This is a genomic window from Phycisphaeraceae bacterium (genome assembly GCA_040222855.1).
In the GTDB taxonomy this organism is placed as follows: domain Bacteria; phylum Planctomycetota; class Phycisphaerae; order Phycisphaerales; family Phycisphaeraceae; genus Mucisphaera.
Map to the genome: position 1 here is coordinate 1,004,759 of JAVKCD010000019.1, position 24,288 is coordinate 1,029,046.

At 61.8% G+C, this 24,288-nt stretch carries 14 protein-coding genes; 6 read left to right on the forward strand and 8 right to left on the reverse strand.

Annotated features, from left to right (window positions below; translation table 11 throughout):
* Nucleotide 1: 1 nt before the first annotated feature.
* The 3 genes from RIG82_09435 to RIG82_09445 form a co-directional block, all read right to left on the reverse strand.
* Nucleotides 2–4,519, reverse strand: a complete 4,518-nt coding sequence (locus RIG82_09435) for a tetratricopeptide repeat protein (GenBank protein ID MEQ9461159.1) — start codon at nucleotides 4,517–4,519, stop codon at nucleotides 2–4.
* Between the two features lie 33 nt (nucleotides 4,520–4,552).
* Nucleotides 4,553–6,646, reverse strand: a complete 2,094-nt coding sequence (locus RIG82_09440; GenBank protein ID MEQ9461160.1) for an exosortase/archaeosortase family protein — start codon at nucleotides 6,644–6,646, stop codon at nucleotides 4,553–4,555.
* 239 nt (nucleotides 6,647–6,885) lie between these two features.
* Entirely contained in the window at nucleotides 6,886–8,385 is a 1,500-nt protein-coding gene (locus RIG82_09445) for a polysaccharide biosynthesis/export family protein (protein ID MEQ9461161.1), read from the reverse strand.
* A 277-nt stretch (nucleotides 8,386–8,662) separates the two neighbouring features.
* Here RIG82_09445 and RIG82_09450 point away from each other — a divergent pair, with 277 nt between their 5' ends.
* The gene (locus RIG82_09450; protein MEQ9461162.1) at nucleotides 8,663–9,691 is read left to right on the forward strand and encodes an NAD(P)H-dependent glycerol-3-phosphate dehydrogenase; all 1,029 of its coding nucleotides are present in this window, start codon (nucleotides 8,663–8,665) and stop codon (nucleotides 9,689–9,691) included.
* A gap of 246 nt (nucleotides 9,692–9,937) precedes the next feature.
* Here RIG82_09450 and RIG82_09455 read toward each other — a convergent pair whose 3' ends face one another.
* The 3 genes from RIG82_09455 to RIG82_09465 form a co-directional block, all read right to left on the reverse strand.
* Nucleotides 9,938–12,490 (reverse strand): inverse autotransporter beta domain-containing protein, encoded by a 2,553-nt coding sequence (locus RIG82_09455; GenBank protein MEQ9461163.1) that lies wholly within the window; start codon nucleotides 12,488–12,490, stop codon nucleotides 9,938–9,940.
* A gap of 102 nt (nucleotides 12,491–12,592) precedes the next feature.
* Nucleotides 12,593–13,891 carry a beta-ketoacyl-ACP synthase II gene (locus RIG82_09460; GenBank protein MEQ9461164.1) on the reverse strand — a complete coding sequence of 433 codons (1,299 nt, stop codon included), beginning with the start codon at nucleotides 13,889–13,891 and terminating at the stop codon, nucleotides 12,593–12,595.
* Nucleotides 13,888–15,219 carry a beta-ketoacyl synthase N-terminal-like domain-containing protein gene (locus RIG82_09465; GenBank protein ID MEQ9461165.1) on the reverse strand — a complete coding sequence of 444 codons (1,332 nt, stop codon included), beginning with the start codon at nucleotides 15,217–15,219 and terminating at the stop codon, nucleotides 13,888–13,890. The genes RIG82_09460 and RIG82_09465 overlap by 4 nt, the downstream gene beginning before the upstream one ends.
* Nucleotides 15,220–15,369: 150 nt before the next feature.
* On the opposite strand from RIG82_09465, the gene RIG82_09470 reads away from it, so the two are divergent.
* Nucleotides 15,370–16,491 (forward strand): DUF1460 domain-containing protein, encoded by a 1,122-nt coding sequence (locus tag RIG82_09470; GenBank protein ID MEQ9461166.1) that lies wholly within the window; start codon nucleotides 15,370–15,372, stop codon nucleotides 16,489–16,491.
* A 118-nt stretch (nucleotides 16,492–16,609) separates the two neighbouring features.
* Here RIG82_09470 and RIG82_09475 read toward each other — a convergent pair whose 3' ends face one another.
* Together RIG82_09475 and RIG82_09480 are read right to left on the reverse strand one after the other, a co-directional pair.
* Nucleotides 16,610–17,479: a hypothetical protein gene (locus tag RIG82_09475; GenBank protein MEQ9461167.1), complete on the reverse strand. Its 870-nt coding sequence runs from the start codon at nucleotides 17,477–17,479 to the stop codon at nucleotides 16,610–16,612.
* Nucleotides 17,480–17,663: 184 nt separating this feature from the next.
* Nucleotides 17,664–18,521 carry a prepilin-type N-terminal cleavage/methylation domain-containing protein gene (locus RIG82_09480; GenBank protein MEQ9461168.1) on the reverse strand — a complete coding sequence of 286 codons (858 nt, stop codon included), beginning with the start codon at nucleotides 18,519–18,521 and terminating at the stop codon, nucleotides 17,664–17,666.
* Nucleotides 18,522–18,717: 196 nt separating this feature from the next.
* Here RIG82_09480 and hisF point away from each other — a divergent pair, with 196 nt between their 5' ends.
* The 4 genes from hisF to RIG82_09500 all read left to right on the forward strand — a co-directional run bounded on the left by hisF (nucleotide 18,718) and on the right by RIG82_09500 (nucleotide 24,286).
* Nucleotides 18,718–19,548, forward strand: coding sequence for an imidazole glycerol phosphate synthase subunit HisF (hisF, locus tag RIG82_09485; GenBank protein MEQ9461169.1), 831 nt, complete (start codon nucleotides 18,718–18,720; stop codon nucleotides 19,546–19,548).
* Nucleotides 19,549–19,672: 124 nt separating this feature from the next.
* Nucleotides 19,673–20,875: a PilT/PilU family type 4a pilus ATPase gene (locus tag RIG82_09490; GenBank protein MEQ9461170.1), complete on the forward strand. Its 1,203-nt coding sequence runs from the start codon at nucleotides 19,673–19,675 to the stop codon at nucleotides 20,873–20,875.
* 63 nt (nucleotides 20,876–20,938) lie between these two features.
* Complete coding sequence (locus RIG82_09495; protein MEQ9461171.1) at nucleotides 20,939–22,579, forward strand: ATPase, T2SS/T4P/T4SS family; 1,641 nt, start codon at nucleotides 20,939–20,941, stop codon at nucleotides 22,577–22,579.
* 21 nt (nucleotides 22,580–22,600) lie between these two features.
* On the forward strand, nucleotides 22,601–24,286 hold the full coding sequence (locus RIG82_09500; GenBank protein MEQ9461172.1) for a hypothetical protein: 1,686 nt from the start codon (nucleotides 22,601–22,603) through the stop codon (nucleotides 24,284–24,286).
* Nucleotides 24,287–24,288 lie beyond the last annotated feature (2 nt).

Consider the following 24,288-nt stretch of genomic DNA (forward strand, 5'->3'; position numbering starts at 1 on the left):
TTCAACCCTGATTGAGCGCGTTCAGACGCTCGCGTGCCTTCTCCAGTGTCTCCGGGTCGTTTGACGCCTCCGCGTCCCTGATGGCCTGCTCCAGCAGGTCTCGTGCCGCTGCGGTCGATCCGAGATCGGCGAGCACGACCGCCAGATGATACTGATTCACGGGCATCCGACCGAAAGACAGACTCTGCTCGAGCGTCCGTCGGGCTTCGGCGGGCATCCCGGCCTTGAACTGCACCCAGCCGAGGGTGTCGAGTGTGTTGGGGTTCTGAGGGGCAAGGTTCACGGCCCGCTGGGCGTAATCAAGGGCGATCTGGGGCTCACCCAGGTCGTTACCCAGCAGGAAGGCGAGGTTGTTGAGCGTCAGCAGATCGCTCGGAACGATCTCCAGCACGGCCTCGTAAGCCACGCGGGCGTCGGCGTAGGCTCCCGAGAGCTGCAACGCTCGGCCCAGCAGGGTCAGTAGTTGATAACGCAGGGCCTGATCCTTCTGCTCCAGGCTGCCCTCGAGCGCACGGAGTCTGGACACCGCGTCGGCGAAGCGACCATCATTGGTTTCGAGTCGAGCCGCAGCAAGCTGAGCCCACAAGGGCTCGGTGCTCTGGGTGTTGCTCACGAGGATGTCGATCGCGGTCGGAAGATCAAATGAACGCTGCACACGGTCTGCAATCGCATTGAGTTCGTCGTAGGAGTCCGCACGCTCCAGCGCTCGGGTGAAGACCCGGCGGGCGGCCTCGCGACTGCCCGTTCGAGCTAACGCCTCGCCACGGATTGCCTGGATCGTCGGCTCGGCGGCGAGGATGTCCTGGTGCTGATCGATCAGGCTCAGAGCGAGGTCAGGCCGGTTGTTGTTGATCATCAGGCCAAGCAAGGCACCGACGTTCGCCGAGGACGGCTGGATCTCCACAGCATCACGCAGGAGCTGCACCGCATCCGCAGACCGTTGCTGACGGGCGGCAATCTGGGCTCCCAAGCGGTGCCAGAGCGTGTTTTCCGGGTTGAGCACAAGGGCCTCTTCCACGACGGCCCGGGCCTGCTGAGTCTCGCCGGTGAGCATGTGCAGCCGGATCAGCTTCTCGCGGGCGTTGGTCTGATTGGGCTCGCGGGCGAGAACCACCTGAAGTTCGCTGGCGGACCCGGCATAGTCGCCCGACCGCCTGCGGATATCAGAGAGCAGCAGACGCGCCGCGGTCTGAGTCGCATCGATCGACAGGGCCCGCTCGAGATCGCGGATCGCGGGCTCGGGGTCATCAAACGCGATCAGATTCGCACGACGGACCAGCGCCGGCACACTGTCCGGGTCGAGCTCAAGTGCCCGATTGACCAGAACCAGTGATTCATCCCGGTCGCCTTCCATCAAGAGCAGCTGGCTGCGGAGCAGGATCGTGGTGGCGGTCGCCTGGTCCTGCTGGGCCAGAAACTCGCGAGCCTCGTTCAAGCGATTGGCACGCAGAAGGGATTCAACCAGCCGGAGTGTGAGCATTTCCTCGTCGGGAAAGGTCGACTGGAGCTTCATGTACAGCGCGGTGGACAACTCGCTCTCGCCCTGCTCAAAGAGCAGTGCCGCCAGCTCACGACTGACGGTCATGTTCTCGCCCTCGAACGCGATGCCCTCGCGGTACGCCTGGACCGCAGCGGGCAGGTTGCCCGAGCGCAGTCGGTAGCGAGCCAGCAGCAGATAATCCTGAACAGCAACCTCAGCACCCCGCGTCGCGATGTACCGGCGGATCACAGCTTCTCCCTCGTCACCCCGCTCAGCCTGAAGCAGCACATTGGCCTGTGTCGCGACGTTGGGCAGATTAATGCCCTCGTCTTCGAGCAGTCGATCCACCACCGCTTCAGCATCGTCGTAGCGTTCCTCCTCAGCCATCATCAGGGCCAGAGCTCGCTTGTTGGCGTAGTCATTGGGCTCATCGTCTGCCAGGCGCTCTCGAGCAGCCAGCGCCAGATCCCGTTGGCCATGCTGCGTCTCATAAAGCAGATACAGATTGCGGATCTCGGCGTTGCGAGGTTGGATCTGGTATGCCTGCCGCAAAGCGTCGAGAGCCTCTATGGGACGGCCCTGCTCGTTGCGAATCGCCGCGAGCAGACGGAGTGCATCGAGATTGTTGCCCCGCTGAGCGAGGGCCTGCTGGATAGCGTCTGCGGCCTGCTCGAGCAGGCCCTGACGCCGATAGATCTCCCCAAGCAACGTCCAGCTCTCGGGGTTCACTCGGTCAATATCAAGTCCTTGGCGCAGCACGATCGCGGCCTGCTCGAACTCCTGCTGAGCGGCAAGCACCCGGGCGCGGAAGAAGGCACCGTTGACCCTGTCGATGTTCTTCTGCCGGGCAAGCTCCGCGACCTGTTCGGCTTGAGCCCAGTCCTGCTGAACCATCGCCAGGTCGAACCGAAGCTCGACGATCGTGTTGTCGTCGGGGTTGATCGCGGCCGCCTCATCAATCGCGCTTTGGGCAGCGGAAAAGTTGCGTGACCGGATCGCGGCTCGAGCTTTACCTATAGCTAGGGCAAAAGGCGTCGCCTGCTGCTGGAAGACTTCGGTCAGGGCTTCGCTAATGTCACCGCCTTCGGCGAGCGTGCGCAATAGACCGGTCGCCTGAGCATCAGCCCCCGCAGACTCTGCCGCTTCGATCAGCATGAGCTTCTCGGCTGGGTCCTCGATGTAACGCATGACCTGGGCGAGGACTTGAGCGTTGCCGGGATCCTCCTGCAGCATCTCACGGAGCACTTGTTCCGCCTCATCATCACGATTGAGGTCACGCAGCAGTCTCGCTCCAAGCAACCCGATGCTGCCGTCAGCGGCTTGAGCGCTGGTCTTGAGCCCTTCGAGGATTTGCTGCTTCTCGGCATCAGTACCGTGCCGAATGATCAGCTGCGCCATCGCATTGTTCGCAAACGCGTCACCTGGGTTGCGGGCCATCAGGTCTTCGATGTGACGGCGGGCCTCATCCGGCTTTTGCTCAGCGAGATAGACCTCGACCAGCTCCTGCCGTGCCTCGGTGAAGCTAGGGCGAGAGGCCAGGATGGACTCGAGACGGTCCGCCGCAGCACCCCATTGCTTCTGGAGCCTCCGCGTCTTGGCTGAGAGCAGCAGCGCCTCGAGATTGGACTCGCCATACTGAGCCGAGGCGCGATCGAAGAGGATGGCGGCCTGACGAAAATCCTGCTTCGAGTAAGCGAGCTTGCCCGAGAGCATGGTGACCTGAGGAAGGTCGGGGAAGGTGATCTCCAACTCCTTGGCCAACTCACCAATGCGATCCAGAATCGGCGGACGCTGGTCCGCAGGTAGACGATCAGCCAGCAGGAACAGCCCGTTGGCCATCTCCAGACTCGCCATCAACCGCGTGTTCCGCGAGAGCAGGGTCGGGATGGGCGGGGCCTTGGCTTCGGTCAGCCGGCGGACTTCCTCCGCAGTAGCAACCGCTATTTCGGGCTGGCCACTCGCGCGATAGAGCATCAGCAGGCGTAGTCGCAGCGAAGCGTCATTGGGCATGGCCTCGACGGCCCGTTGCGCGAGACGAAGGGCTCGCTCCTGATCGGCAAGCACCGCCGACTGGCGATCTCCGCTGGGATCAACGTCGGTCACGGTCGGCCCGCCTGAGCGCCCACGATCCAGGATCGCGAGCGCCGACTGAACCGCACGCCGGGATGGGATGGCTTCGAGCATCGCGCCCTCGATCTGGCCAAAAACCTCCTGAGCTTGCTCACGCATCCCGGTCTCGGGGACGAGCGCCAGGGTGACAAAATCCAGCCGCCGATCGATGTCGTTCTCACTGGCTTCGAGCAGTCGGGCAAGGATCTCGTTTGCTTCACCACGGAGCTCAGTGACTTCTGGGTCGTCACTCGCCAGGCGGCTGATGCGCTGAGCCTCGATGAGCATCCATGAAGCCAGGCCGTAGAGCGCCTCTGCGTCGTCAGGGTTCTGCTCCAGGTAAGTCTCAAGATCAGCACGCCCCTGCTCCCGCTGAGTCTGGTCCGCGATGCCACGGCTCATGCGGACCGCTGTCGAGAGCCCGCGATACTTGCGTGCGATCATGTCATCCTGAACCGAACGCAGCCTCTCGTCGGCGATCTGATAGATCCAGTCGATGAAGCCGGGGTCCAGTTCGCGGCGGAGCTGGTCGAGGAACTGATACTGAGCTAGCTGCGCTTCGGGGTCGTTGATGCGGAGCGTCGAGATCTTCCGCCTGACCGATCGCATCTCGTCGAGACGGGTCCGAGCCTTCTGATAATCGTCGACGGGAATATCGCGATAAAACTCGAAGAGCATGTTGAGCAGCTCGACGTTGTTGGGATCGTCGGAAACCGCTTTCCCCAACTCCTCCATCGCCAGCCGGTAATCCCCCGCATCAAACGACTCGCGCGCCTCAGCCGCACGAGCGATCGGGTCCTGATAGACCGCGAAGAAGTAGAACGCCCCGGCCCCGCCCACGACCAGGACGAGGGCGGCAACCAGCATGAGGACGAACGGCGTATTGATGCGCTGCTTCTTGGCCATGGGATTCAGACTCTCTCGTTCCATCAGGCCCGACTTCGCGGGCGGCTTGCTTCGTACTTAATCAGACTTCAGAGGCCAGCGTCCCTCGGAGACCTCCACCCAGTCGGGAAGAGCGGCCATCACCTCGGGGAGCATGTCATTCAGGGCGTTCTCGACCACCTCGATCGCCTTGGCACTGTCAGAGACGCCCAGCGGCTGGATTTCGATCTTGCAGTAGTAGCTGTAACGGTCTCGCGGGTCGAAGGCGAGGATGCGGATTTCCTCGGCACGGGCGGCGAAGTCGCCGTTGGCCGCAAACACATACATCACATGCATGTCCCGTGTCGGGTCCGATTCGCTGCCGTAGATGAACTGCCGCATCTCGATCTGTGACTTGGGAATGCGAACCTGCTCGCCATCAGGCAGGCTGGCAAAGTACCCGCCATGCTGCGTGTCTTCGGTCAGCCTGGACGAGTCAAGATTCATCACCGGGTAATCGCCGCCTCGGGCCACGAGACCGCCAGCAATGAAGCAGCGTTCGGGGACATGAGGCACGGTGTCCGCGGTCCCGGTGTAATACGCGACATGGAAGCGGACGATCGAGCCAATCGGCGCATCGTTAAGATACATCCCCAGCTCACGCTCGTTCTTGAAGTTCACGCCATCAGCGGAGTGCATCTCGGTGTTGACGTACATCCGGCTGATGTACTGCTCCGTGCCGAGTTCATCGACCACGTCCTTGGGCAGACGCTGGTCATCGATCAGCTTCCACGGGCCGATCTCGAAGGGAATCGCCGTGATCGGCGACCGCAGCGGAACCGCTTCCTTAAACAGCACCGTCCGGGTAAACGCGACAGCCTGGTTGAGCCCCGCCGTCGCCGTGAGCAGCGAGCCGACAACCACCATCAAGGCGACCGGTCGTGCCACACCCCCGGCGAGACCGCCCGGCAGAGCCTTGAACAGACCCGGGACCAGCTTGAGCACTGCGATCAGCAGCACGATCACGCTCACACCGAGGCCAACCCAGCCGAGCCACGCCGGAAAGTTCTCGCTAACCACATCAGGTCGGACCGCAGACAGCAGGCTGAAGTAGGCCAGACCAGCCAGCGCCGTGACACCAATGCCTGTCACCAGGGCCAGCATCACCCGGCCGGGTGTAACCCAACGGGTGTCATCAACAGCGGACTCCTCGGCGGTCTCCTGCGGCTGCTTGGAGACCTTCTTCGGCAGGTCTTCCGCCTCCTCGTCATCGGCGACGACAAGGTTGTCGAGCACCCAAGTCACCAGCATGAACAGCAACGCGGCCGGGATCAGCATGAGCATGCCGACAAATACGTGGAAATCGCCGGTGGCCATATCCTTGTTGTAGATATAGAGCACCCCGATGATCGATACCCGGCCGACGTTGACCAGCACCGCGATCGGGAGCGTCAGGCTCACCAGCGTGATCCGCTGCCACCACCGGAGATTCTGAATAAACGCAAAGGCTACGCCCAAAGCGATGAAGGCCATCAGCATCCGCAGCCCGGAGCACGCTTCCGCGACGTTGATGCCCTCGGTCACGAGCTGGCCGGCGGCGTTGGTAAAGGTCAGGTCGATGGTGATCCCACGGTTCGTCACCGAGGCGAGATTCCTGTCAAAGACCGACCAGCACTCAAGCACCACGGCCGACGAGTTGGCGGCGATGTTCTGGAGAAAGTTGGCGATCTTTTCCCACAGCGCATCCGAGACCTTGACGGCAAAGACCAGATAAGCCACAGGGAACCACAGCCAACGCATCGCCGATGGCCCCATGATGAACCAGACCAGGCCGAACATCGCCAGGATCATCGAGTAGCCCTGAGCCATGTCGTTCCGCACCGGGTAGATGCCCAGCCCGTACCCGACAAAGCCCGCCAGCATGATCAAAAGCCCAACCGGGCTTACCCGCGGGATCGCCTGGCGGATGTGATCCTGATGGATGCGGATGTAGTAAAGAGCAATCAACGGCACGATCAAAGCGTGCGACCAGTCCGAATCCGTGGTGGCGAAGATCCAGGTTCGCCGGAGAAATACCCAGTGCAGCAGGCCGAACAGCAGCACCACCGCCGCCACCAGCCCCCAACTCAGGGGCGAAAGAAGCGGTCCTGAGCGTTGTTCGCTCAGGGGTCTGGATAAGTTGGCCGTCGTCATAGTCTCTGCACCATCAGCCGATCCGGCGGCATGCCGGTCTTGCGAACTCGATATCGACGAAAAAGGCCCCTCGCTGAGCCGGGTCTGGGCTGTACGTCCTGAGCCCATCGGGAGTTCGCCGATCCATCGGCTGATGACGCACAACCGGTGTACGCCATAGAAAAGCCATCACGCGTGATGGCTCAAGATAGCAAAGATGGGCACCCCGGGGGAGTTAACCCTCTTGAGAGGGGGTGAGGTCAGTTGTTGTTCTGTCGCGGCCCGAAGACGTTCTCGTCGAAGTTCCGGTCGAGGATGAAGCCGAAGCCGTAGCTCATCCGGAAGCCGTTGCGAAAGACCGCGAGCGGGGAGGCAATGAAGTTGGTGCCGATATTGATCGTGTCGTTGGGCTTGAGATAGATATCGGGCTCTGTCATGTCGAAGATGGCCCGGAGGTTCAGGCGGATCGATGCCTCCTGGTTGTCACTCACCCTGCGGACCAGGTCCACACGCTCGGGGATGGCGATGGCCGAGAGGTTGCCCGCGGAGGCGATGAGCTGCTTGAGCGTCAGGTCGCGTTCGCCGGGGATCTGGTAAGCACCAGGCCGGTTGATGGCCCCGCCGATGTAGACGAACCCGCCGCTGGACTCGGGCACGCGGATCACGTCGCCGGGGCGGATCACGATGTTGTAGCGCATGTCGCCCTGGAGCAGCCCATCGCGGTAGGGGATCTCGATGATCCGCTGGGTGATCATCCGTCCGAGTGGGTCGTCGGCCTCAGGCGTTTCCTCGCCTGGGAGCGAGACCGGGGCGTTGGGGCGTCCGGCACGGACCCAGCGGCCATTGACGTAGATCCATTGGGCACCGCCCTCTTCGGGATCGAGCCCGCGTTCCAGGGCGGAGGGGGCGGCGCTGGTCGAAGGGGTTTCGCCAAGGCCCAGATCGCCTAGGGGGTCGGCGTCGGGGCTCATCCCGCTGGCACTCGGCTCCTCGCCAAGGCCCTCGAAGAGGTCATCAATCAGTTCGCGTGATTGTTCCGGAGCCGGTTCCTCGGGGAGTCCCAGGTCCTGCTGGAACATGCCCTCTGATTCAGGCGTCAGGCGTGCCTGGCGGAGGATCTGGATGCGCTTGGTCCGACCCGGGACGCCGCGGGCCAGGGCCAGGGCGTCCATCAGGCGGAACTCGGGCTTGGGAATAACGTAGGTGCCGATGGCCACGCCACCGAGGGTGGGCTCGCCATAGACGGTGAAGGTGTTTTGTCGGGACTCCTGGATGATGACGCTGACGGTCGCGTCGCGGAGGATGCCCTTGTCTTCGAGTTGATCGATGATGGTGCGCTCGAGCTGGCTTGGCGTCATGCCCGAGACCTTGATGGGTCCGACGACTTGGAGGCGGACCGTGCCGGTCTCGTCGATCCTGCGGGTCTGGACCGACTCGACGCCTGGGACGATCAGCTCGAAGACGGTCACGGTGACGAGGTCGCCCGAGCCCATGACGTATTCCTGCACGTCGGGGACCAGGTCGCTGGGCTGGACCTGGGTGACGGGGAGGGCCTGGTTATCCCGTGATTCGATGATGTCGAGGCGGTCGAGGATGGGGGCTTCGCCGGGGGTATTCTCCCAGCGGCCGACGACGGAGGGGTCGAAGTACGAATCGAGTTCGCATCCGATCATCCCGATGGCCATGGCGACCACGAGGGTGGACTGGATCAGCCCGCCGACGGTGGTTCGTTTCCTGGATTGACGCTGCTTGATGCTCACGCCTGATGCTCCTGCTTACTGTCGTGCTCGAACGGCCCGCGGGGTGTCTTGGCACCGGATCATCACCCGATCCGAGTCGGGCGCATCGTACTCAAAGGCTGCGCCGATCGCACCTTGGAGCCACCTTACCATCGGCTACGCGTGGGTCTGGGCGTCACCTTAGGTTTGTGTTTCGGACTCAAAAAGGGTTGTGATCGTTAATGTGGTTGGGTCTGGATGATCGGACGTTGGGTCGGTTGGCGTGGTGCGGGAGCCGGTTCTCCGTTAAGAAAGGGGGATGAAGATCGCCATCATCGGCAACGGCGCTATGGCCACGGTGTGTGCCCTGATCCTGGCACCCGGTAATCAGGTGCGTATCTGGGGTCGTGATCCGCGGGTTCTTGGGGAGATGGCACGGGCGCGGGAGAACCTGCGTTATCTGCCGGGGCCGAGGCTGCCGGAGGGTGTGCTGATTACCAGTGATCTGCGGGAGGCGTTGGAGCGGTCGGAGCTGATCATTAATGCGATTCCGACGCAGCACATCCGGTCGGTGTGGGGTCAGATGGCCCCGCACACGCCTGGGGGGGTGCCGGTGGCGTCGGTGTCGAAGGGGATCGAGCAGGAGACGATATTGCGGCCGACGCAGATCATCGCGGAGGCGTTGCAGGACCCGGCGCACGGTCCGGATCACCCGGATGGGGCGCCGCGGCGGATGGCGACGCTATCGGGTCCGACGGTGGCGGAGGAGCTGGGGCGGTGTCTGCCGGCGACGTTGTGTGCGGCTTCGGAGGACTTGGAGCTGGCGGAGATGTTGCAGAAGTTGTTTTCCACGCACTGGTTACGGGTTTACACGAACACGGATTTGTTGGGGGTGGAGCTGGCTGGTGCGACGAAGAACGTGATTGCGTTGGCGGCGGGGATTCTGGATGGGCTGAAGGCTGGGATTAACGCGAAGAGTGCGTTGTTGGCGCGGGGGTTGGCGGAGATCTCGCGGCTGGGGCTGGCGATGGGGGCGCGTCAGGAGACGTTTTTCGGGATCGCGGGGGTGGGTGATCTGGCGACGACGTGTTTTTCGCCTTCGGGTCGTAACCGGAGCTGTGGTGAGCAGTTAGGGAAGGGGAGGAAGCTGGCGGAGGTGTTGGCGGAGATCCCTGGGGTGGTGGAGGGGGTGCCGACGACGCGGGGTGTGGTGACGCTGGCGGAGCGATATCGGGTGGAGATGCCGATCACGACGGCGATCCATCGGGTGCTTTTTGAGGGGTTGGACCCGATTGACGGGATCTCGTCGCTGATGACGCGGGACCTCAAGGCGGAGCGTGTGAACTGAGTCTTTTTGGCTAAATGAACACCGTTTCGGGGTTGTTGTCGTCAATCAAACGTGACCGATGGCCCCCGGAATGCGGTTGTTTGTGCGCACGTTTGGTGTGGTTGCGCGTTTGGGTTGGCCTTGTCTGACTTACCGGTTGGTGACGGGTTGGTGCGCACGGGGGTGGTATTTGGCGCGGTGGGTTGGGGGTTCTGTGGGCACCCCTTCGGGGTGACCCCAGGCACCCGGAGTGAGTCTTGGGTTTGGTCAGGGGGTGGGTGTGAAGCCGGCGGCGTCTAGGGTGCCGGCGGGGTCGTCGAAGTCGATGGAGCCGGTGATGGTTCCGCCGGTGTTGATGGCGGTGGGGCTAGCAGTGAGGGGGTCCTGATCGAGGACGGTGAAGGTGTTACCGGTTCCGTTGATGGTGACGTTGGAGTCGACGAAGTCGAAGGTGGTGGTCTGGACGGTGTCGGCGGCGTCGGCGTTGGTCTGGAAGAAGCTGTCCTGGATGGTGACGGTGCTGGAGTCAATGGCGAAGAAGGTTCCTGCACCGGGGTCACCAGCGGAATCGAGGTTCTGGCTGAGGTCAAAGCCTACGCTGTCGAAGGTGATGGGCGTGGTTCCGCCTGAGTTTTCGACGCGGACGAGGGCACCGACGAAGTGTCCGCCGGTCTGGAAGAAGGAAGCGGGGCCGAGGACGCCTGGGGTGGTGTCGGCCTGGAAGGTGATGTCCTGGGAGTTGTTGATGTAGACGAGGCTGTCGAAGCTTCCGGGTGTGCTGGCAATGGAGATGACATTGACCTGGGCGAGATCGATGTTGGTGAGTGTGGCGGCGTTGACGTTATCGAGTACGAAGATTTCGCCTGTGGTGATTCCGGCCTGGGTGGGTGATGTCCCGCCGACGAATCCGGAGGCGGCGAAGGTGTTGATGGTGAGGTTGGTGACGTTCTGGGCGTTCATGATGCGGTTGGCGGCGGCGTTACCTGCGAATGGGTTGCCCTGGACGTTGATGTTGCTGAGGTTGATGGTGTCGGCATCGGTGATGCGGAAGGCGTCGGTGGATGTTCCTGAGCCTGAGGTGAAGAGGCCGTTGATGGTGATGTTGTTGGCATTGTTTTCGATGACAAGGCCGTCGCCTGCGAATGAGTCGAGTGTGGTGTTCTCGATGGTGATGTTGTTGGTGGCGGCATCGGTGATGCGGATGTTGGAGGAGGCGGTTGTTACGGCTGCGCCGCCACCACTCGGGGTCGAGGTGGTGAAGCTGTTTCCGATGCTGACGTTGGAGGCTCCGTTCTCGATGAGGATGCCTTCGTTGGTATGACCCCGGATGCCTGAGTTCTGGATGCTGACGTTGGAGGCGTTGTTGACTCGGATCGCGGCCTGGGAGCTGGCGTTTTGGAAGACGACTTCGGTGCTCTGGATGAGGATGTTGTCTGAGCCGCCGGAGATGACGAGGCCATCGCCTGATTGTGATGAGAGGGTGCCGGCGTAGAAGACGTTGTTGACGTTGTTGACGACGAGTCCGTTGTTTCCGCCGATGAGGACGACGTTGTCGATGGTGTTGTCATTGGCGGCGACGAGGACGTTGGTGAGGTTGTCAGTTTGTTCGATGAATCCTGAGCTACCGGGCACACGGAAGAAGCTGGTTTGTGAGCCGTCGGTATTCGCGAGTTGGAGAACGGCCCCTCCGCCGTAGAGTCGCTGGTCGTCCTGGAGATTAAGGGTGTTGGCGGGTTCGAGTCGTTCGCCGCTGGCTCCGGCCTGGATGAAGATGACGGGTGCGTTGGCGTTGATGGTGGCTTCGAGGTCGCTGGTGGGGTCGGCCTGGGTACCCGTGCCGGTGGGCGAGCCGTCTCCGCGTACTACGGTGACGTTGCCGAAGGGTGTGCCTGCGGTTCCTGGGATGGTGGCGGGTTGGGTGTTGACGATTTTGGAGGTGGTTCCGGTGACGATATCGACATCGCGTTCGACCTTGCGGGTCATGCGTTTGGGTTGCCAGTCGGGGAGGGGCGCGGAGACGGCGCCGGGTCGCCCGCCGAAGCCGAGGGGTACGCGGAATCCGATGGTGACCTGGGTGATGTCGTTGCGGACGTCATCGGTTTGCCACTGGACGCCTGTGGAGATGGTGGATCCTGGGAGGATCATGTCGGTGGGGATGTTCCATTCGGCGCGGATTCGTGGACCGGAGACGGTTTCGAAGCCGGAGTCATCGAAGTGGAAGTAACCGGCGTAGAGCCAGGCGTTGATGTCTTTGACGGGTGACCGGACGCCGGCTTCGAGGTCGAAGCCTGGGAGGGGTTTTTCGACGCCTCGGCTCTGGGCGAAGTTGAGGGTGTTGCCGATGAGGAGTCCGGAGTTGGTGAATGTGCCGAACTGTGATTCTTTGTCTTCGGGGATGTAGATGTTTCCACGGAACTCGAAGTATTCGAGGAGGACTTCGCCGCCGAAGGTGAGTTGGCTGAACTGGTTGTCGTTGGGGGAGAGGAGGTGGTCGTAGAAGCCGTATCCGCCGAGGATGATGTTGTCGGTGATGAGGTGTCGGTAGCCGAGACCGAGGTTGAACTCTTGTGAGCTGTCGTCGGCGAGTCGGTAGCGGAAGTCGGTGAAGAGGAGCTGGTCCTGGAACTGCGTGAGGGGGATGAGGAGGTCGACTTCGCCGATGTTGCGGTCGGGTCCGAGTTTTCCTTCGATGGAGAGGAAGGCGTCCCAGTATTCGCGGATGCCGAAGTGGCCCTCGGTCTGTGCGGTGGCGGGGCAGGTGAGGGTGCCGAGGAGGGTGAGTCCAAGCAGGTAGCCGGTCTTCGACCAGGATGAACGCATCAGCGGCAAACTCCGTGGCTGCGGGGTCGTTCCCTGCCAGCGGGACGAGGGTATCAGAGGCGGTAGCGGGGGGTCAAAGGTCTGTTCGGCGGGTCGATGGGTTCAGGATGAGGGTTTTCGGAGGATGAGTGAGTCGTTTTGCCCGCCGAAGCCGAAGCTGTTGCTCATACAGAGGTTGACGGAGGCCTGGCGGGCGTGGTTGGGGATGTAGTCGAGGTCGCAATCGGGGTCGGGGGTGTTGAGGTTGATGGTGGGGGGGAGGACGCCATCGCGGAGGGCGAGGATGCAGGTGATGGCTTCGACGGCTCCGGCGGCGGCGATGAGGTGTCCGATCATGCTTTTGGCGGAGCTGATGGGGATGTTTTTGGCGTGTTCGCCGAAGACGGCTTTGACGGCGGTGGTCTCGGTGGCGTCGTTTTCCTTGGTGGAGGTGCCGTGGGCGGAGATATAGTCGATGTCCTGGGGTTTTGCGTTGGCGTCGGCGAGGGCGTTGTTCATGGCTTCGGCGGCGCCTCGGCCTTCGGGGTGGATGTCGGTGAGTCGGTAGGCGTCGGCGGTGGAGCCGTATCCGGCGACTTCGGCGAGGATGGTGGCGTTGCGGGCTTTGGCGTGTTGTTCGGTTTCGAGGATGAGCATTCCGGCGCCTTCGCCCATGACGAATCCGTCGCGGTCGGCGGAGAAGGGTCTGGAGGCGGCTTTGGGGTCGTCGTTGCGGGTGGACATGGCGGTGAGTCGGATGAATCCGGTCATGCCGAGGGGGTGGACCATAGTGTGGGCCCCGCCAGCGAGCATGACGTCGGCGTGTCCTTGTCGGATGAGGTCGAGGGCTTCGCCGATGGCCTGGGTGGAGGCGGCGCAGGCGGTGAGGCATGAGGAGGAGGGTCCACGGGTGTTGAACTCCATGGCGAGTCGTGTGAGGGTGAGTCCGGTTTCCTGGTCCATTTCGGGTGCGGGTTGCATGTGCTGGGTGGCGGCCTGGGCCCAGTTTTTTGCATCGATAGCGCGGTCTTCGGGGTTCCAACCGGCGAGGTTGGCGGCGACGTAGTTGTCGAAGTCGGGTGGCGCTTCGCCTGCGCCGAGGTAGATACCGACGCGGTCGCGGTCGAGGGATGTGGCGTCGTCTAGTCGGGCGTTTTGCCAGGCCATGGCGGCGGCGCCGAGGGCGAAACCGGCGTAGCGGCTGAGGGGGCCCTGGCGGTCGGTGGTTTTGAGGAGTGGGGTGGGGTCGAAGTTTTGGACCTGTGCGGCGAAGGAGGTGGCGAGTGTGGATCCGTCGAAGGTTTCGATGGGTTTTGCACCGGATTCGCCGTTTAGGAGTCGTTTCCAGGTGGTGTCGATGTCGCAGCCGAGGGGTGTGACCCAGCCGATGCCGGTGATGACGACGCGGGGGCGGCCTGTCATGGTTGGGCTCCGGTGTTGGTGTCGATGGAGCGGAGGATGGCGGCGGCGGATTGTGCGCCGGTGCTGGTGCCGAAGACCAGGGCGTGTTGGAGTTTTTTGGTTTGGGCGGGGCAGTCGGTGGTGATGTTGTTGCGGGGGTTGTTGCGTTTGGTGATGGCGGGGATGGTTTGGTGTTTGAGGGCGAGAGCGGCGACGGCTAGGTCGATGGGTCCTCCGGCGGCGAAGCACTCGCCGAGGATGGCCCGGGGTGTGATGACGGGGATTGCGGGGAGGAGGTCGCCGAAGACTTGGAGCATGGCGTCGGCGTCGGCCTGGTCGAGGATTGGGTGTCCTGGTGAGCCGGCGACGATGAGGTCGATGTCGGAGGGTTTGAGCTTGGCGTGGTCGAGTGCTCGTTGGATGGCGAGTTGGATGGCTTTGGGGTCGGCGGCGGGTTGTGTGGAGGGGATTTGGTCGAGGACGCCTTGGGCGGAGCCGAAGGCGAGGAGTTCTGCGTAGGCGGGGTGGTTACGGGGTGGTTGCTGGTCGGTGGCTTCGAGGATGAGGACGGCGGCGGCTTCGCCGAGGACGGTTCCGCTGGCGGCGTGGTCGAGGGGTCTGGGGAGGTGTTGTGGGTCGGTTCCGTGGGAGGCGAGGCTGGAGAACTGTTGTCGGAGCATGGCGAGGGGGTTGATTCTGGCTTCGGCTCCGCCTGCGAAGGCGATGTCGGCGTCGTTTCGGCGGATGGCGCGGAGGGCTTCGCCGACGGCGAGGAGTCCGCTGGCCTGTCCTGCGGTGATGGTGTTGGAGGGTCCGTGGAGGTCGTGGATGATGGTGACGTGGCAGGCGAGCATGTTGGGGAGGTACTTGAGCATCCAGAGGGGTGTGAGGTGTTCGATGCCTTTTTCCCCCCACATTTGGAGTGAGAACTTTCCTTCGCTGTCTGTGGCTTGGTGGAGGGCGGCGGTGAGTTCGTCGAGATCGGCGACGATGAGTCCGGCGCCGAAGTGGGCGGCGACGCGTTCGGGGGGGTAGGTGCGTTCGGTGTCCTGGGTGGTGCCGGCGGTGAGGAGGTTGGCGTCGCGGGCGGCGAGGTCGGCGGCTGCGACGGCGAGTTGGGTGTCGCGGGCCATGACCTTGGTGGCTTTGCGGTAGGACTTGGGGACGGCGTCGCGGACGTTGAAGTCGGTGATTTCGGCGGCGAGGGTGGTTTGGAGTCCGGAGGCGTCGAAGGCCTGGATGGGAGCGATGGTGGAGCGGCCGGATTGGAGGGTGTCCCAGAGGGCTTGGTGATCTGCGCCTGCGGCGGAGAGGGTGCCGAGGCCGGTGATGAGCACGCGTCGGTGCATGGTGTTGGTTGTCCTGCTCGGGGCGTGTCTGGTGGGCGCGAGTCTAATCCGCGCTGGTGTGGTTCACCACTTTGAGCTAGGTGAGATAGGATGGAGGTTTATGTTTGGTGGTTCCTCTGCCCGTCTTGGTGTTCCCAGGAGGCTCTCGTTATGCGGCGTTCACTTTCGTTGATGGTTGTTTGTGTTGTGATGGTGGGTGGGCTGGTGCTTGGAGGTTGTCGGGCGGCGGAGCGTGATCGGGGGGTGGCGTGGTCGTCGTCACGGCCGGTGGAGCGAGCGGTTCCGGCAGCGCTGGGTGGTCATCCGTTGGCGATGTTGCCTGAGAACATCAAGCTGTGCCGGGCGTTGGGTTTGGACCCGATGGTGATTGCGCGGCTGGAGCGGATGCAGCTTTATGCGATGTCGCCTGGGGAGGTGCATCAGTATTTGAGGTATTTGCATGCGAGGGAGCCGGACCTGCGGACGCGGCTGGGAATCCTGGCTCGGAAGAACAAGGGTCAGGCTTACGAGATCTTTTTGCTGGGGGAGCACCCGTTTGAGTTGTATGACGCGCAGCCGCTTTACAGTTTGACGAAGGGTGACTGTGTGGTTTATGCGGAGCACACGCTGGCGATGGGGTTGGGTTGGGACTGGGAGAGTTTTTTCGGGTTTTTGCAGCGGATCCGGTACAAGGATGGTCAGATCGGGGTGGCGACGAGGAATCACTTTACGGAGTCTGACTGGGCGCCAAACAATGCGTGGTTGTATACGGAGGTGACTCGGGAGTTGGGCGGGGAGGCGGTCGTGGCGTTTTCGCAGCGGGTGAATCGTTCGGCTTCGTTGCGGAGGACGTTTGGGGTGGAGACGGAGATCCCGATCGAGCCGCGGGTTGATGGGTATCTGCCTTATGAGGAGGCGGGTGTGGCGTTGGAGGGTTTGCAGACGGGTGATCTGGCGTTGATTGTTCGGGGCAAGGGGGTTGAGAATCTGTGGGTGGGTCATGTGACGATGGTGATCCGGAATGAGGATGGGACGATTCAGCTGATTCACTCGGCCCAACCGGTGGTTCGGGAGGAATCGATCCAGCAGCTGATTCGGAACGAGGTGGGTCGGATTCCGACGAAGCAGGCTGAGGGTAAGGGGTGGTTTCACGGGTTTAAGTTTCTGCGGCTGAATGATGAGCCGCTGAAGCGGCTGGCGGAGGTTGATGGTCCGGGTGCTCCGGTGATCAGGGTGCCGATGGGGGCGCTGATCACGAGTGAGCCGGAGCGGCCGGTGATTGAGGTGGAGTGAGGGTTTTCGTTTCAGATGAAACAAGCCGCGACGCGTTGGGCGTCGCGGCTTGTTGTTTTGGTGGAGGATCGGGTAGTTGGGAGGGTTGAGTCTCGTCGGGCGTCGGTCAGTCGCTCTGTTATCGGCGACGAGGTTTCAGGGCGGCCACGCTTATCAGGAGCAGTGCTGCGCTTGATGGTTCGGGGACGAAGCCCGGGGTGATCCCCAGGTAGAAAACGTCGTCGAGCTGGATGTCGGGAAGGGATGGATCGAGTGCTCGCATGTCGTCGTAGCGCGCCTGATCGAAGTCAAAGGTTGGGTCGATGATCGTCTCTCCCGTGGCGACATTGATCGATCCCGGGCCATCGCCTGAGGTGACGGCGACGTCGGCGTAGGCGCGAATTTCGAGTGTGTGGTGCATTCCGGGGTGCATCCAGAACTCGCCGACGAAGTCCTGAAGCTGACCCTGGCGGAGGTATTCGGGGATGACGTCGGTGGAGTACGAGTAGACCCCGATGGAGTTGCTGTCGAGGACGTTGATGTTCCCTTCGCCGGAACTGCCCAGGCCGTTTGTGTAGCCCATCTCGTCGATTGAGGCGGTGCCGAAGAGGGTCAGGGGGATGTCGAAGCCGTATTCAGTTCCGCTTTCGAAGGGGAGGGTTACGATCTGGTAGGTCAGCGTTGCCTGGGCTGAGGCGCCGTGGTTCCGGGCCGCCCCGCCTTCGGCACGCGAGGCGGAGCCTGAGACCCTGGCGATTGCTGTGGGGTTCTTGCCGATGAAGGTCGTGCCCTCGGTTTCGAAGCTGCCGGTGCTGCCTTGTCGGGTTTCCTCGCCGAAGGCTGAGTTGGAGATGGCTCCATCGGCGGTGTCTCTGCCGCCTGGTGCCAGGAGTGTCTCGCTGTGCGCTGGCCCGAACTGCAGGACTTCATAGAGTTCGAGGGCGTTGGCGGATGAAGCGAGGGCGGGTGCGATCAGGCAGCCGAGGCTCAAGGCCAGGCTCTTTTGCATCTCTTTCTTCTCCAAGGTGTTGTGCGAGCGGTCGTTGGGTCGTTTTGAGTGGCTTACAGGATAACCCGAGAGATGGAGGTGTCCAAGTCTTTTTTAGACGTCCTAGTCTGATTGGGGTGGGCGACGCGCTGAAGCGCGTCGCATACGAGGAGCAGGCGTCACCCTTTGGGAGAGGGTTTGGGAATTAGCGGAGGTTGGGGTTGGCGTAGCCGTTGTAGAAGCCGTTGTCGGGGGTGCCGTCGTTGTTGCTGTCGTCGAGTTGGTTGACGGTCATGGCCTGGGCGTGTCCGTCGGCGAAGACGAACTCGCCGGTGTTTGCGCCGCGTTCGGTGGGTAGGGCGCGTGTGTTGGCGTAGAAGCCGGAGGCTTTTCCGGAGCCTCGTTCGGAGGGGAGGGGCGGGTCGATGACGTACTGGCCTTCGGTGCCGTTGTCGGCGCCGGCGGTGTCGCCCAGGACGACGGTTTGGCTGGAGGCGTAGACGGTTTCGATGGGTCTGCGGAACTGTGCGGCGGGTCTTGCGTTGCCGAGGTACTGGTAGTTGTAGCCGTAGCCGCCCCAGAGGTCCCAGTCGGTTCTGTCGGGGTCGCCTTGGGATGAGTAATCGGTGGCGGGGTTCTGGGCGGCTTTGAGGGCGGGGGTGGTGCTGGCCTGGTGCCACCAGGTTTTGGCGAGGACGGATTCATCGAGGTCGAGGTGGGGGTTGATGAAGATGTCGGTGTTCTGGATGAAGGGGTAGAGGTAGTCGGCCCAGCGGGGTTTGGCGCCGTTGGCGGGCCGGCTGGCGGAGGGGATGTCGGAGGAGTGCCAGGGGAAGCGGCCGTCTTGCTCGACGAGGAAGCTGGCGAGTGCGATGGAGCCGATCTGGCGGGCGTTGGAGAGGGATTGGGCGTCCTTTGCGAGGGTGCGGGCGCTGCCCAGGGCGGGGAGGAGGATGCCGATGAGCAGGGCGATGATGGAGATGACGACGAGGAGTTCGATGAGGGTGAAGCCCCCCCCTACATTGGGGTTAGTGGCATGGATCCTTTTCTGTTGGTTGGGCACGATGAAGTCCTTTATGGTTATGAGAGTCAATCTCAGTTGATTTGTGTAGCGTATCAAGTTGAGACTGGATCGCAATAGGGGGTGTTGGTGTTCGGACACACGTTGCTGTGCAAGGTGTGGCATCCGGTATGACAGTCCGGGAGCCGGCTTTGCCGGACCCCGGCCACCCTGAGGTTGATGGGTGTAGGATTCGGGGATGCTGACGCACCGGATCATTCCGTGTCTTGATGTGAAAGCCGGCCGGGTGGTGAAGGGGGTGAACTTTGTTGATTTGGTGGATGCGGGGGACCCGGTGGCGGTAGCGAAGGCTTATGACGAGCAGGGGGCGGATGAGTTGGTGTTTCTGGACATCACGGCGAGTCACGAGGGTCGGGGGATTATTCATGAGGTGGTGCGGCGGGTGGCGGAGCAGTGTTTCATGCCGTTCACGGTGGGGGGTGGGATTCGGACGGTTGAGGATGTGACGGCGTTGATTCAGGCGGGAGCGGAGAAGGTGAGCATTAATACGGCGGCGGTGGTGACGCCTGGGATCGTGGAGCAGGCATCGCGACGTTTTGGGCGGTGCGCGACGGTGGTGAACATCGATCCGAAGCGGGTTCCGATTGATGATTATTTGGAGCGTGCGGGGTCGGGTGCTTCGGTGACGGAGTCGGAGGAGCGGCCGGGGACGTGTTTTGAGGTGCACACGCATGGGGGTCGTACGCCGGTGGCGTTGGACCCGGTGGCGTGGGCGCAGCGGGTGGTGGAGCTTGGGGCGGGTGAGATTGTGTTGACGTCGATGGACGCGGACGGGACGAAGAGCGGGTACGACCTGGAGATCACGCGGCTGGTGGCGGACGCGGTGGACGTGCCGGTGGTGGCTTCGGGGGGTTGCGGGAATCCGGGGCATATTGCGGATGCATTGGAGGCGGGGCACGCGGATGCGGCGTTGGCGGCGAGTATTTTTCACTTTGGGACGTACACGATTGCGGAGACGAAGGCCCATCTGGCGGAGCGGGGACTGCCGGTGCGGGTGCTAGTGTCGTGATGACCTTGACCGTCGAGGGTTGACGGGCGACGATACCGGGCTCAGGAGCCGGGCAGGGATGGCCCAGCGGGAGACGTGCAAGGATGGTTTTGATGCCCGGTCAGACTCGAACTGAGGTCTGCTTGTGAGTGATTCCTCTCCGTCTTCGTCGCATGGCACTTCCCATGGCACGTCGTTTGGCACGTCGTTTGGTGATCCGGTGCCAGTGGATCATGTGGATCAGAAGCGTTCGTTGGCGGATACGCCTTTGAAGAAGTTTTTCAAGGCGGCGATTCAGTTTGAGTCGTCGGACGTGATCATGCGTGCGGGTCAGATCCCGAAGCTGCGGCTCAAGGGAGCGCTCAAGGCGTTGGATCATCCGGCGATTCCTGAGGTTCAGTTCGAGCGTTGGGTGGAGCAGGGTTTATCTGAGGCGCAGTTTCAGTATTACGCGGAGCACGGGTCGATTGACTTGGGGATTGATGTGGAGACGGGGGGGACGAGTCATCGTTTTCGTATTAATCTGTTTCGGACGCGGGGTCGTTCGGCGATTGCGGCGCGTCGTGTGAGTGCTGAGATTCTGAGTTTTGAGCAGCTTCACTTGCCGGCTGTGATGGAGACGGTGTGCCAGGTGCATCAGGGGTTGGTGTTGCTTTGTGGTGTGACCGGATCGGGCAAGTCGACGACGATTGCGTCGATGCTGGACCACATCGCGAAGGAGCGTGCGTGTCATATTCTGACGATTGAGGATCCGATTGAGTACATCTTTTCGGATGAGGGTCGGAAGGCGACGATCAATCAGCGTGAGGTGGGGATTGATGTGCCGGACTTTCCTTATGCGTTGCGTGCGATGGTTCGTGAGAACCCGGACGTGGTGCTGATCGGCGAGATGCGTGACCGCGAGACGTTTGAGGCGGCGTTGCAGGCGGCGGAGACGGGTCACCTGGTGTTCGGGACGATCCATGCGTCGTCGGCGACGCAGGCGTTTGGTCGTATTTACGACCTGTTTCCTCAGGAGGAGCGTGAGGCGATCCGGAACTTGCTAGCTTTTCAGTTGCAGGCTTTTGTGTATCAGAAGCTGCTGCCGACGATTCGTCCGGAGATGCAGCGTGTTCCGGCGGTGGAGATTTTGTTGCAGTCCCCGCCAGTGCGTAAGTTTATTCTTGAGGGTCGTGAGGATGAGATTGCGGAGATCATCAAGGACAGTCGGGAGTCGGGGATGCAGACGTTTACGGACAGCCTTGTTGACCTGGTGGAGACCAACTACATTCATCCGCGCGTCGCTCAGTCGGCGGCGCCTTCTGCTGAGGAGTTGAAGATGCGGTTGCGTGGCATCTCCTCGAACTGACCTGTTTGTCCTTCTGCTTCCCACCCCACCTGCGTGACGTGGTGGGGGCTACCTGAGAGACTCATGACGCTGGTTACGCTAGCCCAGGCCGAGACCGTTTTCCTGCTGAGTTGGATCAAGCCTCTGCTGGTGCTGGGGGCGTTGATTGGCTGGGCGCGGCTGGTGTCGGGTCTTGACAAGGATCTGGAATATTTCCGGTTGCAGCGGACGCTGTGGAACAGCGGCCAGATGCTGGCGGGAGCGGTTGGTTTTGCGGCGATTCTGCTGATCCCGATTTTCTGGTTGGGTTTTCCGATCGGTCTGGCGGTGTTGTTTGGTGTGCCGTATGCGTATGCCAGTTTCAGGAATCATCGGGTGCCGGTTGATGCGCGGTGGGACCTGTCGTTTAACGGTTTGCAGCGGAAGATGACGGCGTGGAAGAAGGATCAAGCGGATCGTCGGGCGAGTCTGCGGTTGATTGGACCGGATGGTGATCAGATCGAGGTGCCGGTGGGGAATGATCCTCATGTGGCGAGCCACGCTGAGTTGGCGGAGATTCTGAGTTTTGCGGTGCCGCGGAATGCTGACCGGATTGACCTGACGATTGATGCTCAGGTTGGGAAGGTGGTGGCGCGGATTGACGGAGTGCTTTATCCGCAGGCGGACCATGATGCCAAGAAGGCGATGGCGATGTTTGAGTACATCAAGGGAGCGGCGGGGATGGATTTGTCGAGTCACCGGAAGCGTGAGCAGGCGATTTTGACGGTTGATCTCGGTGAGTTTGGGACGCATCGTTTGGCGCTTGATGCGGCGGGTTCGACCAAGGGTGTTCGGATGCTCATGGATGTGAATCCGGCGAAGCAGGCGAACATTCCGCTGGACAAGCTCGGGCTCAACGAGGCTCAGCACGATCAGGTTGTTGGTTTGCTTGGTGAGCCGGGCGGGATCGTCTTGATCACGGCGCCGGCGCAGCAGGGGACGACGACGACGCTTTACAGCGTGCTGCAGAGTCACGATCCGTATACGTCGAGTGTGTTGACGGTGGAGCGTCAGAAGCCGTTTGAGGTTGAGGGGGTGAATCATCAGGAGTTTGGGGAAGAGGCGACGGTTGAGAAGATCAATGAGCGGTTGACGGTGTTGCTGCGATCGGACCCTCAGGTCGTGATGCTCAGTGAGTTGTTTGATGAGCGGACGGCTCAACTGCTGGCACCGATGGCCGAGGAGTGTCGGATGTACGTTCCGATGCGTTCGGAGGGGACGTTTGAGGCGGCGGCGCAGTGGCTGAAGCTGGTTGGCGACAAGAGTGTTGCGAGCAAGAGTCTGCTGGCGGTGGTGCATCAGCGGTTGCTGCGTCGCTTGTGTACGACGTGTCGGACGCCTTACAAGCCGGACCCGTCGGCGTTGAAGAAGCTGAACATCCCGGCGAACAAGATTGAGACGCTTTATCAGATGTCGGGGCAGGTGGAGGTCAAGGGCAAGCCGCAGACGTGTCCGGCGTGTATGGGGATTGGTTACCGGGGTCGTGTTGGGGTGTTTGAGTTGATGATTCTTGACGATGGGGCGCGGTCGTTGCTTAAGCGTGGTGACATGGATTCGTTGCGGACTCATCTGCGTAAGCAGCGGATGCAGTATTTGCAGGAGGCAGCTCTGGCGAAGGTCGTCGAGGGCGTGACCGATATCAAGGAGATCACCCGCGTGCTCGGCGGAGCGAGTTCCAAGTCCTGACGCCGGCACCCGGAGAAGCCTATGTATCTCAGCATTGCGATCATTATTTATCTGTTGCTTATGGCGATCCTGTGGTCGACTCAGGGTTTGTTTTCGTCGTTCATTCACCTGGTGGTGGTGATTGTTGCGGGGGTGTTGGCGTTTTCGTTCTGGGAGTTGGTGGCGGTCAGTCTGCTTATGCCGTGGGCACCTCACATGGCGTGGGGTGTGGGTTTGCTGGTGCCGTTTACGGTGTTGGTGCTTGCGATTCGTGTATTGACGGACACGGTGGTGCCATCGAATGTGAAGATGCCTGGGATTGTCGACACGATTTTTGGTGGAGCGGTGGGTGTGGTGTCGGGGACGTTGACGGCGGGCGTTGTGATTATTGGGTTGGGTTTTTTGCCGCTTGATGCGGAGTTGTTGGGTTATCAGCCGTATGCTTACAACGCGGACGGCACGGTGACTCAGACGGATCAGGAGCTCTGGGTGGAGGCGGATCGTTACGCGGACGAGTTTTTTATGACGCTTTCAGCGGGTGCGATGTCGTCGGGTCGGCCGATGGCTATGTATCAGCCTGGGTTGCGGGAGCAGAGTGGGTTGTATCGGTTGCGGTATGACCCGAATGCTTCGCTGGTGGCGACGCCTGGGACGGTTGAGGTTGAGCGGTTGGTGGTGAGTGTTTTGCCGGTTGAGGGGGTGCCGGCTGAGGTGGTTGGGGTGTTGCCGGGTCTGGGGGAGGGTCAGCAGCAGCAACTGGTGTTGGTTGATCTGAAGGTGACGAAGGGATCGGGAACGTTTGATCGTGATGCCACGCTGCGTATGCCGCCTACGCAGGTGCGGTTGTTGGCGGGTCAGCGGGGTGTTCGGGAGTCGTCTTATGTTGCGCCGATTGCGTTTGCGCGACTTGAGAATCCGGAGACGGGTGAGCGGGTGTTGTATCCGGTGACGGATGACAGGATTTCGGCGGACAGTGCGTTGCCGGATCAGAATCTCACGTGGGCGTTTGTGATCGGCGAGCGTGATGTGGCGAAGTATCTGATGGTGCGTAATCTTCGGTTGGATTTGCCTCAGCAGGAGGATGGTCCTGAGCAGTTGGCGGGGTTGCTGGGTCTGCCGAAGGTTGAGGCGGTGGTGGAGTCGGTTGATGCGATCAACACGGGGTCGGCTGAGGCGGGTAACCGGACGGGTGTTCGGGCGGGTCATGCTGCGGACATTGCGGAGGTGACGAATCGGTTGCCGCGGGCGATCAGTCGTAATAACTCGGCTGGTCTGACGATGACCAGTGATGGTGATGAGACGTTTATTCAATCGGGTGAGAGCGAGGTGGCTCGGCCGAGTGTGAGTTTATCGGGGCGTTCGCGGGTGGATTCGTTTTATCTGCCGGACCATTTGGGGATGGTCCGGGTGCTGCTGGAGGAGGATCAGGCGGTTTCGATTCTGGGTCGGGCGCGGGCTTCGGCGGCCTCGCTTCAGGGTGTGTGGATCAAGGATGATCGGGGCAACATTTTCCAGCCGTTCGCTTATGTGCTTTTGAAGGGGGATGGCACGCAGCTGATCAAGGCGGACCCTGAGTTCCCGATCCGATCGGCGCGGCAGTTGCCGCTGAATCAGCTTGGTGATGATGACGCGTTGTATCTGTATTTCCAGGTGGCCAAGGGGACTCGGATCGCGACTTATCACATCGGGAACTCGACGACACAGGACCTTGACCTACTGGTTGAGTGAGT

Excerpts from the sequence above, each read along its gene's own strand:
- RIG82_09465 (MEQ9461165.1), bottom strand. The coding sequence starts at position 15,219 with ATGCACCGACGCGTGCTCATCACCGGCCTCGGCACCCTCTCCGCCGCA.
- RIG82_09455 (MEQ9461163.1), bottom strand. The coding sequence starts at position 12,490 with ATGCGTTCATCCTGGTCGAAGACCGGCTACCTGCTTGGACTCACCCTC.
- RIG82_09440 (MEQ9461160.1), bottom strand. The coding sequence starts at position 6,646 with ATGACGACGGCCAACTTATCCAGACCCCTGAGCGAACAACGCTCAGGA.
- RIG82_09460 (MEQ9461164.1), bottom strand. The coding sequence starts at position 13,891 with ATGACAGGCCGCCCCCGCGTCGTCATCACCGGCATCGGCTGGGTCACA.
- hisF (MEQ9461169.1), top strand. The coding sequence starts at position 18,718 with ATGCTGACGCACCGGATCATTCCGTGTCTTGATGTGAAAGCCGGCCGG.
- RIG82_09470 (MEQ9461166.1), top strand. The coding sequence starts at position 15,370 with ATGCGGCGTTCACTTTCGTTGATGGTTGTTTGTGTTGTGATGGTGGGT.
- RIG82_09475 (MEQ9461167.1), bottom strand. The coding sequence starts at position 17,479 with ATGCAAAAGAGCCTGGCCTTGAGCCTCGGCTGCCTGATCGCACCCGCC.
- RIG82_09450 (MEQ9461162.1), top strand. The coding sequence starts at position 8,663 with ATGAAGATCGCCATCATCGGCAACGGCGCTATGGCCACGGTGTGTGCC.
- RIG82_09435 (MEQ9461159.1), bottom strand. The coding sequence starts at position 4,519 with ATGGAACGAGAGAGTCTGAATCCCATGGCCAAGAAGCAGCGCATCAAT.
- RIG82_09500 (MEQ9461172.1), top strand. The coding sequence starts at position 22,601 with ATGTATCTCAGCATTGCGATCATTATTTATCTGTTGCTTATGGCGATC.
- RIG82_09495 (MEQ9461171.1), top strand. The coding sequence starts at position 20,939 with ATGACGCTGGTTACGCTAGCCCAGGCCGAGACCGTTTTCCTGCTGAGT.